This window comes from Geomonas diazotrophica, from assembly GCF_018919385.1.
Classification (GTDB): domain Bacteria; phylum Desulfobacterota; class Desulfuromonadia; order Geobacterales; family Geobacteraceae; genus Geomonas; species Geomonas diazotrophica.
In genome coordinates this window covers 85,187-101,012 of the sequence record NZ_JAHLMF010000003.1, presented here as the reverse complement: position 1 = coordinate 101,012, position 15,826 = coordinate 85,187, and the positions used below count along the sequence as shown (strand labels likewise).

At 62.9% G+C, this 15,826-nt stretch carries 17 protein-coding genes; 4 read left to right on the top strand and 13 right to left on the bottom strand.

The genetic code is table 11. The annotated features are described in order from the left end of the window. The first annotated feature begins 664 nt into the window (after window positions 1-664). The 4 genes from pstS to arsB all read left to right on the top strand — a co-directional run bounded on the left by pstS (window position 665) and on the right by arsB (window position 4,030). Entirely contained in the window at window positions 665-1,717 is a 1,053-nt protein-coding gene (pstS, locus tag KOM00_RS04000) for a phosphate ABC transporter substrate-binding protein PstS (protein ID WP_216497548.1), read from the top strand. A gap of 77 nt (window positions 1,718-1,794) precedes the next feature. Further along, the gene (locus tag KOM00_RS03995; protein WP_216497547.1) at window positions 1,795-2,481 is read left to right on the top strand and encodes a response regulator transcription factor; all 687 of its coding nucleotides are present in this window, start codon (window positions 1,795-1,797) and stop codon (window positions 2,479-2,481) included. Between the two features lie 89 nt (window positions 2,482-2,570). Then, window positions 2,571-2,990, top strand: coding sequence for an arsenate reductase ArsC (locus tag KOM00_RS03990; RefSeq protein ID WP_216497546.1), 420 nt, complete (start codon window positions 2,571-2,573; stop codon window positions 2,988-2,990). Continuing rightward, window positions 2,987-4,030, top strand: coding sequence for an ACR3 family arsenite efflux transporter (gene arsB / locus KOM00_RS03985; RefSeq protein ID WP_216497545.1), 1,044 nt, complete (start codon window positions 2,987-2,989; stop codon window positions 4,028-4,030). Before KOM00_RS03990 ends, arsB begins: the two co-directional genes overlap by 4 nt. A 167-nt stretch (window positions 4,031-4,197) precedes the next feature. Here the strand turns inward: arsB and KOM00_RS03980 are convergent, their stop codons facing one another. From KOM00_RS03980 to KOM00_RS03920, 13 genes are all read right to left on the bottom strand, one after another. Beyond that, on the bottom strand, window positions 4,198-4,380 hold the full coding sequence (locus tag KOM00_RS03980) for a hypothetical protein (protein WP_216497544.1): 183 nt from the start codon (window positions 4,378-4,380) through the stop codon (window positions 4,198-4,200). Between the two features lie 59 nt (window positions 4,381-4,439). Then, window positions 4,440-4,904, bottom strand: a complete 465-nt coding sequence (locus KOM00_RS03975) for a hypothetical protein (RefSeq protein WP_216497543.1) — start codon at window positions 4,902-4,904, stop codon at window positions 4,440-4,442. 39 nt (window positions 4,905-4,943) lie between these two features. Next, window positions 4,944-5,558, bottom strand: coding sequence for a porin family protein (locus KOM00_RS03970; protein WP_216497542.1), 615 nt, complete (start codon window positions 5,556-5,558; stop codon window positions 4,944-4,946). Then, the gene (locus tag KOM00_RS03965) at window positions 5,555-5,818 is read right to left on the bottom strand and encodes a hypothetical protein (protein ID WP_216497541.1); all 264 of its coding nucleotides are present in this window, start codon (window positions 5,816-5,818) and stop codon (window positions 5,555-5,557) included. Before KOM00_RS03965 ends, KOM00_RS03970 begins: the two co-directional genes overlap by 4 nt. 117 nt (window positions 5,819-5,935) lie before the next feature. Further along, complete coding sequence (locus tag KOM00_RS03960) at window positions 5,936-6,217, bottom strand: hypothetical protein (protein WP_216497540.1); 282 nt, start codon at window positions 6,215-6,217, stop codon at window positions 5,936-5,938. A 41-nt stretch (window positions 6,218-6,258) separates the two neighbouring features. Next, window positions 6,259-7,749 carry an AgmX/PglI C-terminal domain-containing protein gene (locus KOM00_RS03955; RefSeq protein WP_328757990.1) on the bottom strand — a complete coding sequence of 497 codons (1,491 nt, stop codon included), beginning with the start codon at window positions 7,747-7,749 and terminating at the stop codon, window positions 6,259-6,261. Window positions 7,750-7,759: 10 nt separating this feature from the next. Continuing rightward, window positions 7,760-8,257 carry an ExbD/TolR family protein gene (locus tag KOM00_RS03950; RefSeq protein WP_216497538.1) on the bottom strand — a complete coding sequence of 166 codons (498 nt, stop codon included), beginning with the start codon at window positions 8,255-8,257 and terminating at the stop codon, window positions 7,760-7,762. Next, complete coding sequence (locus tag KOM00_RS03945) at window positions 8,254-8,754, bottom strand: ExbD/TolR family protein (RefSeq protein ID WP_216497537.1); 501 nt, start codon at window positions 8,752-8,754, stop codon at window positions 8,254-8,256. Before KOM00_RS03945 ends, KOM00_RS03950 begins: the two co-directional genes overlap by 4 nt. Before the next feature lie 34 nt (window positions 8,755-8,788). Continuing rightward, entirely contained in the window at window positions 8,789-9,424 is a 636-nt protein-coding gene (locus KOM00_RS03940; protein ID WP_216497536.1) for a MotA/TolQ/ExbB proton channel family protein, read from the bottom strand. 64 nt (window positions 9,425-9,488) lie between these two features. Next, window positions 9,489-9,863, bottom strand: coding sequence for a hypothetical protein (locus tag KOM00_RS03935; RefSeq protein WP_216497535.1), 375 nt, complete (start codon window positions 9,861-9,863; stop codon window positions 9,489-9,491). A gap of 87 nt (window positions 9,864-9,950) precedes the next feature. Further along, a complete protein-coding gene (locus KOM00_RS03930) occupies window positions 9,951-10,664 on the bottom strand; it encodes a tetratricopeptide repeat protein (protein ID WP_216497534.1) in 714 nt (237 codons plus the stop codon). Then, complete coding sequence (locus tag KOM00_RS03925) at window positions 10,661-13,924, bottom strand: tetratricopeptide repeat protein (RefSeq protein ID WP_216497533.1); 3,264 nt, start codon at window positions 13,922-13,924, stop codon at window positions 10,661-10,663. The genes KOM00_RS03930 and KOM00_RS03925 overlap by 4 nt, the downstream gene beginning before the upstream one ends. Continuing rightward, a complete protein-coding gene (locus tag KOM00_RS03920) occupies window positions 13,921-15,825 on the bottom strand; it encodes a tetratricopeptide repeat protein (RefSeq protein WP_216497532.1) in 1,905 nt (634 codons plus the stop codon). Before KOM00_RS03920 ends, KOM00_RS03925 begins: the two co-directional genes overlap by 4 nt. Window position 15,826 lies beyond the last annotated feature (1 nt).

The following is a 15,826-nucleotide window of genomic DNA, read 5'->3' as shown; positions in this document are numbered from 1 at the left end:
CCTCCCACTGCTCTGAAAACGTCCCCGTCCGCTTCGGCCGGTTTACGAATTATCCCCAAAGGGAAATTCCCTGTCAATCGCCAGGCGCGCCGCTTGGGTTATCCACGCGGGCCGCATTGTCACAATTTAAAACGGCCGATCCTTGCCCACCGCCGACAGTTCGCCCCCCTCTTCTCCTGCGGCTCATGATTCCAACCTGTTACAGGTCACGCCCCCCATCCGGGCGACGGTTGTCCCGAGGCAGTCATGTTACATCGCGGAAACGAATCCACAGTGCCGGCCACTTTATCAACATGCGAAACAGCACCGGCAGAACACCCATTCTTCGTTTTCATTTCACCTGATTGCAACACGACTGCAACATGAGCGCGCTACCCTGGGCACCAAAAAAGAGAGAAAGAAAAGGAGATCGATGATGGAGCTCATGGCGGTAGGAGACAGCTATATCTGGTACTGCGACTGGTGCGACACCAAGAACGTGACCCCTTGGGTGAGAGCCAGGGAGAATGAAGTGTGCTGTGCCGCGTGCCACAAAAGCTTTGCGACGTACGGGCATGAGAGACCGACAAGGAGGGGCGCACCACAAAGGCAGGCCGGGCTCGGCTGCTAACCATGATACTGAACAGGGTCGATATGACGCGAAACATCAAGGAGACAGCAGAACATGTTGAAAAGAATGCTTGAGGGCATCCTCGTCGTTGCCCTGACCTTCTCGGCGCTATCCGGTTCTGCCCAGGCGGAAACGACGCTCACCGGTGCCGGCGCAACCTTCCCGCACCCCCTCTACAGCAAGTGGTTCAGGGACTACCAGGCCGAAGACCCGGGCGTCAGTTTCAGCTACGAGGCACAGGGGAGCGGCGAGGGGATCAGAAAGATCCTCGCCCGCGAGGTCGACTTCGGCGCCTCGGACAAGTTTCTCTCGGACCAGGAACTGAAGGATGCACCTGGCCAGTTGCTGCACATCCCAACTGTCATGGGCGCCGTCGCCGTCACCTACTACATCCCCGGCGTCGCCACCGGGCTCAAGCTGACGCCGCACGCCCTCGCGGGGATCTACCTGGGCAGGATCACCAGGTGGAACGACCCTCTTATCGCCAGGGAGAACCGACAGCTCAGGCTGCCAGGCAAAGAGATCATCGTGGTGCATCGCTCCGACGCAAGCGGGACCACCAGCATATTCTCCGACTACCTGAGCTCGGTGGACCCATCCTGGGCGAGCACGGTCGGCAGGGGAACGTCCGTCGCCTGGCCGGCGGGAACAGGGGCGAAAGGGAGCAGCGCGTTGGTCAAGAAGATCAGGGAGGTCCCGTACAGTATCGGCTACGTGGAGATCGCCTACGCGTTGGAAAACGACCTGGACACAGCCGCTCTCAGGAACAGGGCCGGCAGGTTCGTCAAGCCGACCATGCTTTCCACCAGGGCGGCCGCCGTGCAGGGGATGAAGGGCGTCAAGGTGAAGGTTGGCGCCGAACCGGACTACCGCCTGTCGCTGGTGAACCAGCCCGGCAAGGACGCCTATCCCATCGTCGGGCTCACCTGGCTTTTGGTGTACCGCGACCAGAAGGACCCGGTCAAAGGGAGGAAACTGGTCGATTTCCTCACCTGGCAGTTGAAAAAGGCCGAGAAAATGACATCCACGCTGCACTACACCCCGCTCCCCGACACCTGGTCCAGCCAGGTCGAGAAGACCATCAAGAGCATCAACGTGGCACAGTAGACCACAAGATCGAGTGCTGAACGGAGCGCCCTGCCTGAAGGTGGGGCGCTGCGGCTAATGTGAACAGAGGAAGTGCCATGCAGAAGATACTGATCATCGAGGATGAGCGGGACCTCGCGGACCTGCTTGCCTTCAACCTGGAAAGAGAGGGTTTCAAGACCCAGGTGAGCTACGACGGCGCCGAGGGTCTCGCAAGTGCCATCCACTGCCAACCCGACCTCGTCCTGCTGGATCTGATGATACCCGGCATGCCAGGGACGGAGGTCTGCAAAAACATCAAGAGGTCGGAAAGAACCTGCGAGACTCCCGTCATCATGCTTACCGCCAAGGGAGAGGAGATCGACAAGGTGGTCGGGTTCGAGGTGGGAGCGGACGACTACGTCGTCAAGCCGTTCTCTACGCGGGAGCTTATGCTGCGCGTAAAGGCGGTGATCAGGCGCAGCCGCAGGGAAACGGAGCCACGGTCAACGCTGAAGCTCGGACCGCTCAGCATCGACGTCGAGCGTCACCAGGTGACGGTCAATGGCCGGGAGGTCGCCTTCACCGGAACCGAGTTCAAACTCCTGCAGACGCTGGCGCGGCGGATCGGCAGGGTGCAGAGCCGGGAGTCGCTGTTACGCGACGTATGGGGCTACCACTTCGTCGACGACAGCAGAACGGTGGACACCCACATAACGCGCCTGCGCACCAAGATGGGAGCAGCCGGAGATCTGATAAAGACGGTGCGCGGCTTTGGATACAAGCTGGAAATACACCAGGATTAAAGGACTCTGCATCTGGTGTTGACTATATTCCGGTTTGGCGCTAAAAAAATGGCTTCACAGATACCTCAAAACCTGTTGGAAAGGCAACCATGGCCAAAAAAAAGATCCTTTTCCTCTGCACCCACAACTCCTGCCGATCCCAGATGGCAGAGGGGCTGGCGAACCACTGCCTCGGCGGCGGGTTCGAGGCCTACTCGGCCGGTACCGAGGCGACCCGCGTCAACCCCTTGGCGGTCAAGGTGCTTGCCGAGATAGGGATCGACATCTCCGGACACCGGTCCAAGACCCTCGACGAGTTCGACGGCGAGAGCTTCGACTACGTGGTGACCTTGTGCGGAGACGCCAACGAAAAATGTCCCCTTTACATCGGCGGCACCGAGCGCAGCCACCGCGGCTTTGACGATCCCTCGCGCTGCGTCGGCACTGAAGAGGAAGTCCTGCCGGAGTTCCGCCGCGTGCGCGACGAGATCAAATCCTGGATTATTGAGCACTTCGGAGGCTGCAAGTGAGCGAACATCTTTCCCGCAGACTTTCCTTCCTGGACCGCTGGCTTACCCTTTGGATCTTCGCTGCCATGGCGGCGGGCGTGGCCGTCGGCTACCTGGTCCCGGGGGTGGAGTCCTTCATCAACCGCTTCCAGGTCGGCACCACCAACATCCCGATCGCCTGCGGCCTCATCCTGATGATGTACCCGCCGTTCGCCAAGGTCCGCTACGAGGAGATGCCCGAGGTGTTCAGGAACAAGAAGGTGCTCGGCCTCTCCCTGGTACAGAACTGGGTGATCGGACCGGTACTGATGTTCGCGCTCGCCGTCATCTTCCTCCCGGACAAGCCGGAGTACCTGGTGGGTCTCATCATGATCGGCCTGGCGCGCTGCATCGCCATGGTGATCGTTTGGAACGAGCTCGCCAAGGGGAACACGGAGTACGCGGCCGGACTGGTGGCGTTCAACAGCATCTTCCAGGTCCTCTTTTACAGCGTCTATGCCTGGTTTTTCATTACCGTCCTGCCACCCTACTTCGGTCTTGCCGGCAGCGCCGTCGAGGTCAGCATCAAACAGATCGCGGAGAGCGTCTTCATCTACCTGGGCATCCCCTGCATCGCCGGCGCCATCACCAGGCTGATCGGCGTGAAGGCGCTGGGGGTGGAGCGCTACCACCGCGAAGTCGTCCCCCGCATCGGCCCTATCACCCTGGTCGCGCTCCTTTTCACCATCGTGGTCATGTTCAGCCTGAAAGGAAGCCTCATCGTGCAGCTCCCTCTCGACGTGGTCAGGATCGCCATCCCCCTGCTGATCTACTTCGTGGTGATGTTCCTGGTCTCGTTCTACCTCGGGAAGAAGCTCGGTGCCGACTACGCCCAGACCACTACGCTTGCCTTCACGGCCGCCAGCAACAACTTCGAACTGGCCATCGCCGTCGCCGTGGCGGTGTTCGGCCTCAATTCCGGTGCGGCATTCGCCGCGGTGATCGGACCGTTGGTGGAAGTGCCGGTGATGATCGCTCTGGTGAACGTGGCGTTTTGGTTTCGGCGTCGCATGGTGGCTTGATGCCACGTCCCACCTGACCGCTCCTCGATAATAAAGTTGAAAGCGGGTGCGCCGGAAATCGCCGACACACCCGCTTCGCTCACCCTTGCAAGTACTCTATTCTCTTCACCACGTGCGCTCGGCTGCAGGTGCCGGACAGATATTGATGGCGGAGAGCTCCTTCCCCGTTACGGGCCCACCTTCTTGAGAAGCTCGTCCATGTGGTCCCCTGCTTTTCCCAGTTCCCCGGCGATCTTCTCCACCGCCTTGTCGACCTCCCTACCGGCGCGTTGCGTGGGCCCCTCCTTTTTGCAGCCGCAAATGCTGGCAAAACTGCCAACCACCACTACAGTCACGATACCTTTTTTCATTGCGTCTCCTTAAACGGGTCGACAGCAGCGGGGCTGAACGCCGCCACTTCTGGGCCGAATCAAGACTTGTTGTGCCCCCTGCCGTGCCCGCCGCGGTGACCGTTGCCGGGACCGTCGCCGCGCCCCCCTCCGCGTTCGGCGCTGCCTCCGGTGAAGTGCAGGTCCCCGTTCTTCAGGGCATGGAATTCGGGCGACCCGGGCTTGATGCCGAGTTCCTTGGCGATGGCTCCCCACCCCTTCTTCCTGTTGGGCTGGTAGATGGCCAGTACGGACTCCGGCCGCCGGTGTGACATCTGGCCGAGCTGCAGGACCATGAAAGCGTCCGCCGGTTCGGGTACGGACCTGATCACCGCCTGGACCTGGGTCACCGGCACCCCGAACTGGGTGCTGAGTCCCAGCGAAAAGCCGGGCAGATCGGCCCGGGCCTGGACGTTCACGTTGGAGAGGAAAACCTCCAGTCCGCCGGCAAAGGCGGCAGTCGGGATGAAAACGCAGAACGCCAGCAGGAAAATGATGCGTCTCATAGTGGTACCTCCGAAATGCTCTCAGTTACGGGATGTCCGTCAATTGAAGAAATAACGCACGCCGATCGTCCCGGAAAAGCTGGAGGGATCGAAGTCGCCGGTGTGGAGCCCCTGGTAGGTGATGTCGGTATCGGGGGCAAGGACGAATTTGGCCTCGGCGGTAAGGGCCAGATCCCTGGTGACGAAGTAATCGACACCGCCCTTGACGTGGGCTCCCAAGCAGGTGTCGACATCGAGTGAGGCCCCATCGTAGGGATCGTAGTCGGTGATCAGGATATCGAGGCCCGCTCCGAGGTAGGGGACGACCTTGCGGTCAGGGACCCTGAAACGGTACTGTGCGCCGAGCGAGATGTCGGAAACTCCGAAATCGCCGGTGTCGGAGTCGAAGCTCGAGTGGCTGAGATCCACTTCCGCCGCCCAGTTGCCGTCTATGCCGTAAATGAGCCCGCCGCCTCCGACCAAGCCTGTGTCCGTTTTGTTGTTCCCCCAGCCGAACTCCGCTTCGTTGTCGGCGGGGACCTGAAATCCTATCCTGCCGCTGACGCCGACTCTTCCCTTGATGGTTTCTGCCATGGCCACGCCCGATGCAAGGGAAAGGGTCCCCGCAAGGATGGCGAGCGTGCTGATCTGCTTGAGTACTCTCGTGATTGTCATGCCAGTCTTCTCCTCCTTATCCTTTCAAAAAATATTGTGTCGACTTTAACCCTGAAATAGAAGTTGTGAGACGACATCGCGATGCAGTTGTCCAGCAGGAAGTTGTAGTACGAGTTTTCATTGTCCACGTCGATGGTGATGCGGTATTGCTGGATCATGCTGTCACTGGGGCTCAACTTATCCAACTTGCAGTCGATGTACTTGTCGCGCACGAGCTTCAGCTCTTCCTGGTCCAAAATCAGTATATCCGTCAGCGTCATCCCGTTACCTCCTGCCATGTCGGCTGCCGCATCTGTCGATGGTGATCGGCACAGTCGCCGACGGTTAATCGGTAAGGCATCCTTATCTCTCCTGTCGCCCTTGCACGGGCTGTTGTTTTACTTCCTGCCGCAGTTGCCGGCAAAGCGCACCCTCATCCTGTCTGCGAACGATTTGTCGCTTTTCATCCTGAAATAGAAGCGGTTCGAGGTCATGGCCATGCAGTTGTCCTGGAGGAAATCGAAGTAGCGCTGTTCATCCTCGTCCTTCAGGGCGACCCGATACCGTTGTATCGTGGAGTCCGCCGGGGTAAGCCTGTTGATCTCGCAACCAGGAAACGCTTTGGTCAAACTGGTCGGTTCGCCCAGCGCAATGATCAGCGTGTCGATGATTACGCCCATACCCTGCCCTCCTTGCGGTCGTGATGTAGGTGCCCGCCGTCTCAACGCGCGGGGAGGAAGTCGATCGGGTACAGGATCGTCGTTTTAGGCACGCCTTCCTTGGGTCCGAAGTTGAACTTTCTGACCCTGTCCACGATCTGGTCACAGAACGCTGCCGCGTTCATGTTGGTGGAATCTACCGAGCAGGCGGAAACGGCACCGCTGGGCTCGATGGCTATGCGCAGCACCATCTTCCCGCGCAGGGTCGGATCCTTGCGCAACTCGGTGTTGTAGATGCGGTAGAGCGCCGCCTTGTAGCGGTCGAACAGTATCTGGATCTCCTCGTCGGTGCGGGCCGCACGTGCGCCCGAGCTGAGAGGCCGTCCCTCCTTGGCGCCCCCCGGGCCTGCGATGCCGCTTTTGACCTGCGCAAAGCCCGCGTCGCCGCGTCCCAGCCGGCCGCTTCCACCTCCGCCGACGCTGCGCCCCACCGCGGCAGACCCGATCCCGCCGCTGCCGCCGTTGCCGACGTTGCGGCTTACCGCGCCGTAGCCGCCACCGCTCGGGCCTCCGCCTCCCTGCATCGTGACCAGGGACCGGCTTGCCTGGGCATGTCCCGCCGCATAGTTGGCCGGGTTCGCCAGACGCGCTTCCGCGCCGAGATTGGCCGTCGGTGTCTCGTCGATCAGGTCCTTCAGGCTTTCCTTGAAAGCCAGAACGCCGGTGTTCTGGGATTTCTTTGGCGCCGCGGCCTGCTCGACCGCCGCCGGCCTGGGGTGGTCCGGTGCCGGTTTATCCTGCGCCACCGACTGCTTCTTCTCCTCTTTTTTCCCTGCCGTTTCTTCCTTCTTCTCGTCCTTTTTCTCTTCCTTCTTCTCTTCCTTGGCTTTGCGGGGGGGCTCCGGCTTGTGGTACTCCTTGCGGACCATCATCGCCAACCGCTCCGGAACCTCTGCGATCACGGGACGGACCGGCGGCGGCAGGGTCACCGTGAGGACCACGATGGCCAGGAGCAGGGCAAGCAGCATCGAGCTGCACATGGTCCGGCGGTAGCGCCGCTCGACCACCTCGTCGTCGCTCCAGGGCATCACCAGCGTGTGCCCCGGGACCGGGGAGACTTCCCGCTCGACCAGGTACTCCTCGTCGCGCCGCTCGTCCCGGGCGTGCGCATCGTGGATCTCCTCATGCAGGAGGTCCAGTTCCTCCTGGCGCCGGTTCATCTGCGCCCGAAGCCCCGCCTTCCTCTCCAGCGAGCCGCGGATATCGTCGTCGAACCTGGCGACGCAGCTTTTTATCCGGGACAGGCGCGGCTCCGGATCCTGGATCTCCGGCAGCACGCCCCAGAAGAGCTGTTTCACCTCCAGCGCCGCCAGACGTTCAAGGGCGTCGCAGGCGTCCCGCAAGGCGTCGAAACACGCCCGGTCCGCGGAAAACATGTCCAGTTCCGCTTCCGCCACCTGCATCTGCATCTCCAGGTCCGAGAGCGTCCCCCGGACCTCCTCGATGCGCGCGTTCAGCGGCGCCAATTCCTGTTCCAGTAACGATGTATTCACAGTGCACCCGCTAGGCATGCGAAGCCTTCTGGATGACGGCCAGCGAAATCTTGCCGTATCCGGAAGCCGTGCAGCTCGTCATTATTTTTTTAAGAACCTTGAACGGAATGGTTTTGTCGGCCAACAAGGTGACTTCCCTCGTCTCGTTCTCTGCGGCGGTCCCCCCCCCGGTGGCCTTCAGGCTGCTCTCGATCTGGTCCAGCCGCTCGGTGACTTCCCGGACCGTGCCGACGCGGTCGTCGTAGAGGTCCGCGGTGCGCGCCACGGCCTGCCCCTGCACCACCACAGCCTCCGGGGTGACCGAGACCACCACGGTCCCCCTGGGCTTGGTTTCCACCACGGAGGTGGGGAGCGCGAGCCGCTGCTCCGGCATGTCGCCGTTGAAGGAATGGAACAGCAGGAAGAACACCAGCACCGAGAGCACGTCCAGCATCGGGATCAGGTTCAGGAAGGCCTGGCGACGGCTGTTGTTGCGCTCCAGCCGCTTCAAGCGTCTGCTTTCTCTCATGGTGCGTCTCCTATCGATATCTTGGGAAATAGCGCGACCCTGGCCACCTCCTTGCTCCCGGGGGTGCGCACCTCGGCGCCCCGCACCGTGTCCATGACCTGGACCAGGTAATCGTATTCGACCTTGGGCTCCATAAGGACCGTGGCGTCCTCCTTCTGCGGGTACTGCGCCTTCAGGCTGCGCATGACCTCGGAGAGCTTCTCAAGGTCGTACTTGTCGTTTTTCTTCGGGATGGCGGCCTCTACGGACTTCCCGTTGGCGATCTCCAGCCCCGACTTGCGCACGATCACCTCGATGGCAAAGTTCGGCGGGGTGGCGGCGGATGCGCCGGCGCTGGTCGGGACGCTCAACTCCATGATGGTGATACTCGTAAAGACCGCCGTGATGAGCAAAAAGACGACCAAAACAGTGAAGACATCCATCATCGGAGTCAGGTTCAGGATCTCCATGATGTCTTCGTGCGGTTGTTCCTTCTGCCTTCTTCTACGTCTGGCCATAACCTGCTCCTGTCAATTGAGGGGTGAAGATCTCTCAGTACGCGCGCTTGCTGAAGGTGGAGATGGAGTTCAAGGCCTTCACCGACACCATCTCCAGGCTCCCCACGATCTCCCCGGTGGTCGAACTGAGGCGGGCGTGGATCAAAAGCAGCGGGATCGCCGACATGAGACCGAAGGCGGTGCAGTTCATCGCCTCCGAGATGCTGGCCGCGAGCAGCGCCGCTTTCTCGGCGGGGCTTGCGCTGGCCACGGCGGTGAAGGCGGTGATGAGACCCATGATGGTCCCCAGCAGTCCGAACAGGGTGGCGATGTTGGAGAGGAGCGCCAGGTACGGGGTGCGCTTCTCCAACTGGGGGATGATCTCCATCAGGCTCTCCTCCATGGCGATCTCTATGTCCTCGCGGCGCCTGACCGCTCCCTGGCGCGCAAGCCCCATGGAGAGCATCTGGGCGATGGCCGAGTTGTCCTCGTAGACCAGTTCCCTGGCCTTGTCAAAATCCCCCTGGGCCAGCACCGGGTGCACCTCTTCCCACATCTCGCGGTTTTCCTTCTTGACGCGGCTCAGATGGATCCAGCGCTCGACGGAAATGGCGATGCCGGCCGACAGCACCAGCAGAATTGGGAACATGAAGAACCCGCCCATCTGGAAAAACCTTACAATCGTGTGCATCACTTCCTCCTTGCCTGATTGACCTTCTCGGGTCAGTTGATCCGCAGCATGCGGTTGGTTACCTTCAGTTGGTGCGCGAGCCTGCCGCCTGTACCTTGTTCCCGGTGCTCACCTCGTAGAAGGCGACCTCCCGGAGGAAGACGTCCCGGTCAACCGGCACCTGCCGCTCGGTCAGGGTCCGGGCCAGGCTGGTCTCGGCGCCGAGCTCGGAGGTTTTCCAGGGCACGATGAAGAGCGACATGGGCGCCTCCTTGTTGCCCAGGATGGACATCCCGCCGACCATCTTGGCCTCGGGATCAGCGGCGCCGGCAGGCGGGGCGGCGGCCACGTCGACGTTGGGGTCGACGGTGACCGGCCCGCCCGGCTTGTCGTCCTGCGCCACAACCATGGCGACGGGGAAGACCACCAGGAAAATGCAGAAAATCAGCTTCAACCACATACGCTCCTCCTTGAAACGACGGTGATTCCAACAAAACGGGTTCTTGTAACGGTGATGAATCCATGGAAACGTTTTCCGCTTCATAACCTATTGCCCGCCCCCTTTGCTCATGGCGACCTGCCCGGTGCGGGCCTGCAGGTCCGCGATCCACAGCTTCACCTGCTTGTCGTCGGGGGTGGCCCTGCTGTAGGCCTCGTAGTGCGCCTTGGCGCAGGCGAGGTCCTTCAGGTAGAGATCACAGAGGATGGCCAGGTTCCTTTCCAGGGGGCGGTACTCGGGGAAGGCCGCCAGGGATTTCTCGTAGGCGGCGCGGGCCTCGACGAAGCGCCCGGCCTTGCGCAACAGCAGTCCGTACTCGTTCCCCGCGACCGGGTGCCCGGGGATCGCCTCCAGCGCGGCCTTCAGGTGCTGCTCGGCCTGTTCGGGCTTGCTCATGTGGCTGTAGGCGCTGGCCGCATTGATGCGGGGCGCGGTGAGGCCGGGCGCCTTGGCGATCACCTTCTCCATGAGTTCCGCGCTCTTTTGGTATTCGCCCGCCTTCAGGAGCTCGTTCGCCTTCTCGAAATCGGCGCGCGCCTGCCCGTCGAGGTTGGACGGCTCCATGATCAGGAAGCCTTCCTTGCCGTCGCCCAGACGCTTCACCGAGGGACCTGAAGGCTGCGGGACCGGTTTCCCGGCCACGGGGAGCGGGGGAGCAATGGGCTCTTTCTTCGCCTGGCCGCCAATCGCGCACCCTGCCAGAACCAGCAGCGAAAGGGCCGGGAGCAGGAAACCGGGACGGCTGATCGTCAATCGCTTCATTTTTTGCCTCCTTTTGCGCGCCGCTTCGCGGCCTGCTTCGATTTCTTCGCCTTGGCCGGTACCGCTTTCGGCGCGACTTCCTTCTTTTCAGCGGGTGCCGCGGCGGTGGCTGCATCTCCCTCCGCCGCGCCCCCCTCGACGGTCCCCTTGCCGGCGCTCTTTCCCTGCTCCCCCCCGGCCGGTACCGTCGTCGTCCCCTCGGCGGCATTGCCGGCCGCGGCGGCAGGCTCCGCCGGTGCAGTGGCGTCGTTCAGGACGGGGTTCCCGGCCGCGGGCACGGGCGCCGCCGCCGGCTTCTCGATCTCATAGCTGTAGCTCTCCAGGGAGGCCATGAGTCCGCTGGGGAGTTCAGGCTTGTCGTAGCGCACCGGCAAAAGCTTGGCCAGCTTGCCCAGGCTCTTGTCGATCCAGTCGTTGTAGATGCCCAGGGAGATCAGCTCCATGTTCTTCTCGTGTACCGAGATCGCCTTTTCCTCGAACGGGAAGGCCTGCTCCTCCAGGGCCATCTCGTACTCCTGCATCTCCTGCGGGTTGAGGTCGTCCGGCCGCTCCGAGCCCGTCAGCGCCTTGCTGAAGTGCCCGTAGATCTCCGCCAGGTAGAAGGTCGCCGCCGCGGTCACCTCGCCCACCTCGTACTGCGGCAGCTTGTTGAAGGCCAGGGTGGTCGCCTTCATCAGCTCCTTCTTCTTGCGCAGGTTGGTCTCGAACGGCTTCACCAGGCGGACCTCGGTGAAGCGCTCGTAGGTCTGCTCGGCGAGCACCAGGGCGCCCTTCCCTGCCAGGTATTTCGTGCGCGGGGTGCGCGCCGGGCCGGCTGCTGCGTCGATGGCGACCATCTCCGTCAGTTCGTCGAGGTACGCCTTGCGGTCGTCCTCCTTCAGGATCTCGCAAACCTTGTTGCGCATCTCCAGGTTGACCTCGACCGGCTCAGGGAAGTAACCGACGTAGCGGCGGTACACGGCGAGTGCCTGCTTTTTGTTCCCGGTCTGCTGGTGCAGTTCCGCCGCCAGCATGAGGGATTCCCTTCTGACCTCCTCGTCCTTGAACTCCGTCTCCAGGCGCTCGTACTCGCCGGCGGCCTGGGCGAGCTGCCCGTCTTCCTTGTAGACGTGGGCGAGCTTCCGGGTGACCTCCGGCTGCAGCTCATGTCCCGGGAAGAGCTCCCGGAACCCGGTGAGGACCGCGGTAGCCGCTTTCCACTCCTTGAGCTGGATCAGTGCGACGGAGGCGTCGTATTCGGCGTTCACCCGGATCTTGGAGCCGGCGGCCATGCGCCCGACGCGCAGGAAGTGGTCCGCCGCGCCCCGGTAGTCCTTGGCGGCGTTGGCCTGTTCGCCCTGCTTGTAGATCGAGGCGGCCAGGTTGTCGTTGAAGCCTTCCCGGCTCTTGTCGTCGGCCGGGACCAGGGCCAGCACCTGGACGTAGGCAGCCTCGGCCTCGGGGTATTTCTTCAGTTCGTAACAGGAGTGACCCGCCACCACCCAGGCCGACTTGAGCACCTCCTTGTCGGCGGCCGGGAAAGTCGCGATGAGCTTGCGCCCGACCGTGAGCGCCTGCTCGTAGTCCTTAAGCTCGTAGAGGTCGTCCGCTGCAGCGCCGAGCACGATCGCCGCCTTCTCATGTTCCGGGAAGGCGTCGGCGAACCTGAGCGAGCTCCGCACCCCTTCGCGCTTGACCGTGTCCTTTTCTTCCTCGCGAGCGCCTTTGAGCTGCTCCCGGTAGGCGAAGACGGCCGCGTAGCCCGCGGCGGAAGACTTGTCGTAGCGCGGGTAGTCGTAGGCGGTCTTCTCGTATTCCCGCGCCGCCCGGGCGAAGGAGCGGTTCTCCATGAGCAGGTCGGCCATCTGGTAGTTGATCGCCGCCGACTCGCTCTCCTTGGGGAAGGAGACCAGGAACTCCTCGTACCAGTGCAGTGCCTCCTGGAAACTTGCCTCCTTCTCCCTGGCGTGGCCGGGGTCCTGGTACAGCGCGTGGTAGTGGTGGGCCAGGTCGGTGAAGTTGGTCTTCAGGAAGCCCAGCACCTCGGGGCGCTCGGCCGGTTCGAAATGCTTCCAGTACTCGGCCTTCAGACCGTAGTTCTTGGCGAATTCCTTCTTCGCCTCGATCACCAGGGTGGGGAAGCCGCCGGCGATGTGGATCTCGATCACGCGCATATGGAACTGCGGCGACACGCGGTGGAAGGGGTTGCGCCCTACGAAGGCGTTGTAGGACGCCGCCGCGTCGCTGTAGCGGCGCTTTTCGTAGTAGAACTCACCCAGGTTGCTGTAGACGCGGTCCTCGTAGGCGCGCTTGCCGTTTTTCTCGAAGTACTCCACGGCCGAGGCGGCGCCGTGCAGGTAGGAGAAGCTCTGGCTGACCACCCGGAAGGTGTCGTCGACCCGCTTGCGCTCCAGGTCGTCCTTGGCCTCGGCGAAGTCATACCCCGTGGTGACCTTGTGGTCCAAAAGGGCGATGAACCGGTGCAGCCCCTCCTCGTAGAGCTCCTGCTTGTAGAAGGTCCAGCCCAGCTTGTACAGGGCCAGCTCGTAGTAGGAGGTGTCGGGACCGATGTCCACCAGCCCCTGGTAGACCGCTTCCGCCTCCAGGTACTGCCTGTGGGTGAAGAAGTACTCGGCCCGGCGGAACTGCACCTCGTTGATGTAGCGCGACTGCGGGTAATCCTTCACCATGCGCTGCATGACCGCCATGGCCTGCTCGGTTTCGCCGAGCTCCTCGTAGGAGCGGGACATCTGGTACAGGACCTGGTCGTTCCCCTGGTAGTTGGGGTACTTCTCCAGGAGCTTCTGGTAGAGCGCGATCGCCTCACGCGTCCCGCTCCGCTCCAGTCCCTCGCTCCCCGCTTCGTGCACAGGTCCGGCCGTCTGCGTCCCCGCAAGCGCCCTCCTCTCGAAATCCGCCTCGGTCTCGCCTTGGGCGGGCTGCCCCCCCCCGGAGGAGACGGTGGGCTCCGGCTTGCTGAGCGTCGCTGTCGCGACCCCTCCGGCAGGCGCGGCCTGGGCGGCGGCGAGGTAGCCGTACTCCTTTTCGACCTTCAGGTCGGCGAGGCGGCGGATCGCCGCAGGAGTGAGCGCCGATTCCGGCGTCTGCTCCAGGAAGCGCTGGTACCCCTCCATGGCCTTGTCCAGCCCCCCTTCGATGGGCTCTTCCTTGATTTCGAGCCGCACGTCGCGCAGCTGAGCGATTGTCTCCCTGCCGCCGCCCGATTGGCACCCGGCAAGAAGCGCGGGGAATGCCAGGAGTAGGAATGCGATTCGCTTCATGGTCCCACCCTCTTTTGAGCCTGCGCCTTGTTGGCGCGGTCGTAGCTGTCCGCGATGGCGAAACGCGCAGTGACCTGGAACTGTTCCAGCCTTGCCCGGCGCTTGGTCATTTCCTCCACGGCCATGGCTTCCAATATTTTCCCCTGGCGCGGCAGCAGGGCGGCCACCTTTTCCCGGGCCGAGGCGATCTGCTGACGCTGCTGCGCGATGGCCCCGTCGTACCCTTGGTAGCTTTGCGTCGCGGCCTGGCGGGTGCGCACGAAGGAGTCGTACTGCCGCTTGAGCAGCTCGGTTTCCCGGTTCAGCCGGTCCAGGTCCTCGAAGGTGTCGGTAAAGCGCTGGTGGTACTGGGTGGCGATGTTCCAGGAGATCACCCCCCGAAGCCGGGCCAGCCGCTGCTTCACGTCGTCGGGAAGCGCACCGCCGCCGGAACGCTCCAGCCGGGAGATCTCCTCCAGGGCGACCCTCTCCTGCGCGGTGGCCAGGTGGTCCGGGCGCGGCGCGGTCAGCATGGCGTGCAGCCGTTTCTCGATGCGGTCGCGCTGCTCCTCACGCAGACGGATCTGGGAGTCGAGCTGCTTGAATGCCTGGTCGATCCCGGGAAGAAGCGGCTCGTAGTAGTCCCGGCGCTTCCTGATCATCTCCTCGAAGGCGTTCAGGTCACCCTCCCAGGCGACGAGCTTGCCGCTCAACTCGTTCAGATCCAGGTAGTTTTTGAGAGACTCCTGGAAATCGTGCGAAGCCATCAAGTCGAGCAGGTAATAGGTCTCCGGCGCCTCGGGCAGGGTGCGCAGCTTCACCACCCAGTCCGAGTCCTGCTTCAGCTCTTCCCGCGCCAGGGCCTTCAGGAACTTCCCCTCCCGCACCGAGGTGATGGAGGCACCCAGCTTGTCGATCTCTTTTCCGAAGGATTCCAGCGCCTGCCCGTACAAAAGCGCCGCCTTCCCGTAGACCTTCAGCTTCCCGTAGGCAAACGGCATGGCCAGGAGCGCCTCCTGCACCGCGGGGTCGGTCACCTCGCGCCTTGCCAGGATGCTCCAGGGGACCAGCGCCCTTTCGAATTCCCCCTGGTTGGCGTCCGCCCACCCGGAGCCGAGGAGGGCCCGGTTCGAGAAAGGGCCGGTCAGGCGCACCCGGTCCAGGACCAGCTTGGCGCCGGCGCCGTTGTTCTCGTCCAGGAGCTTGTAGCCGAGCACCAGGTTGGACTTGTCCCTGATCGCCTGGCTGGAGGGGTCGAGGCTCGCGAGTTGCCCCGCGCGATCCAGGTACTGCCGCCCGTCCTGCTCCTTTCCCTGCTCCATCAGCGAGATCCCCAGGTTGTAGCCGGTAAAGCCTTCCAGCCCCTTCGCCCCCTGCAGACCCTTCAAAACGCGGGAGGCGTCCTCGAAACGGCCGTTGGCCATGAGGACCTGCGCCCGCAGAAATTCGACGTCGTCGCGGATCCGCTCCGGCACCTCGCCCCGGATGCGTTCCAGGGCCTGCAGTGCCTCCCGCGGCTGATCCTTCCGGAAGTAGAGCCGGGCCAGCCGGTAGATGGCCGCGTTGCGCTGGGGCTCGTCCACCTTCCCCTCGATGACCGCGCGGATGGCGCGCCCGGCGCGCAGGTGCATCCGGTACCCCAGCTCGAAGTCGCCGACGTCGAATTCCGCCTGGTTCAGGTGGGGGTAGAGGGTGTCGAGCGCGGGCTCGTCGACCCGGCGGTGCTGCCCCAGTTCCGTGTCCAGCCGGGCCACCGATTCGAACCACTCCCCCTGGTAGGCGTGGTAGAGCGCCTCCCCGAAGTAGACGTCCTTGAGGTCGCCGGCGGGACGGGAGTCCGCACCGCTCTTCACGGGAGTGCCGGATGCCAGGGCGACGCTCGCGCAGAGCAGACAAACCAGTATGAGAATCAACCTGGACATG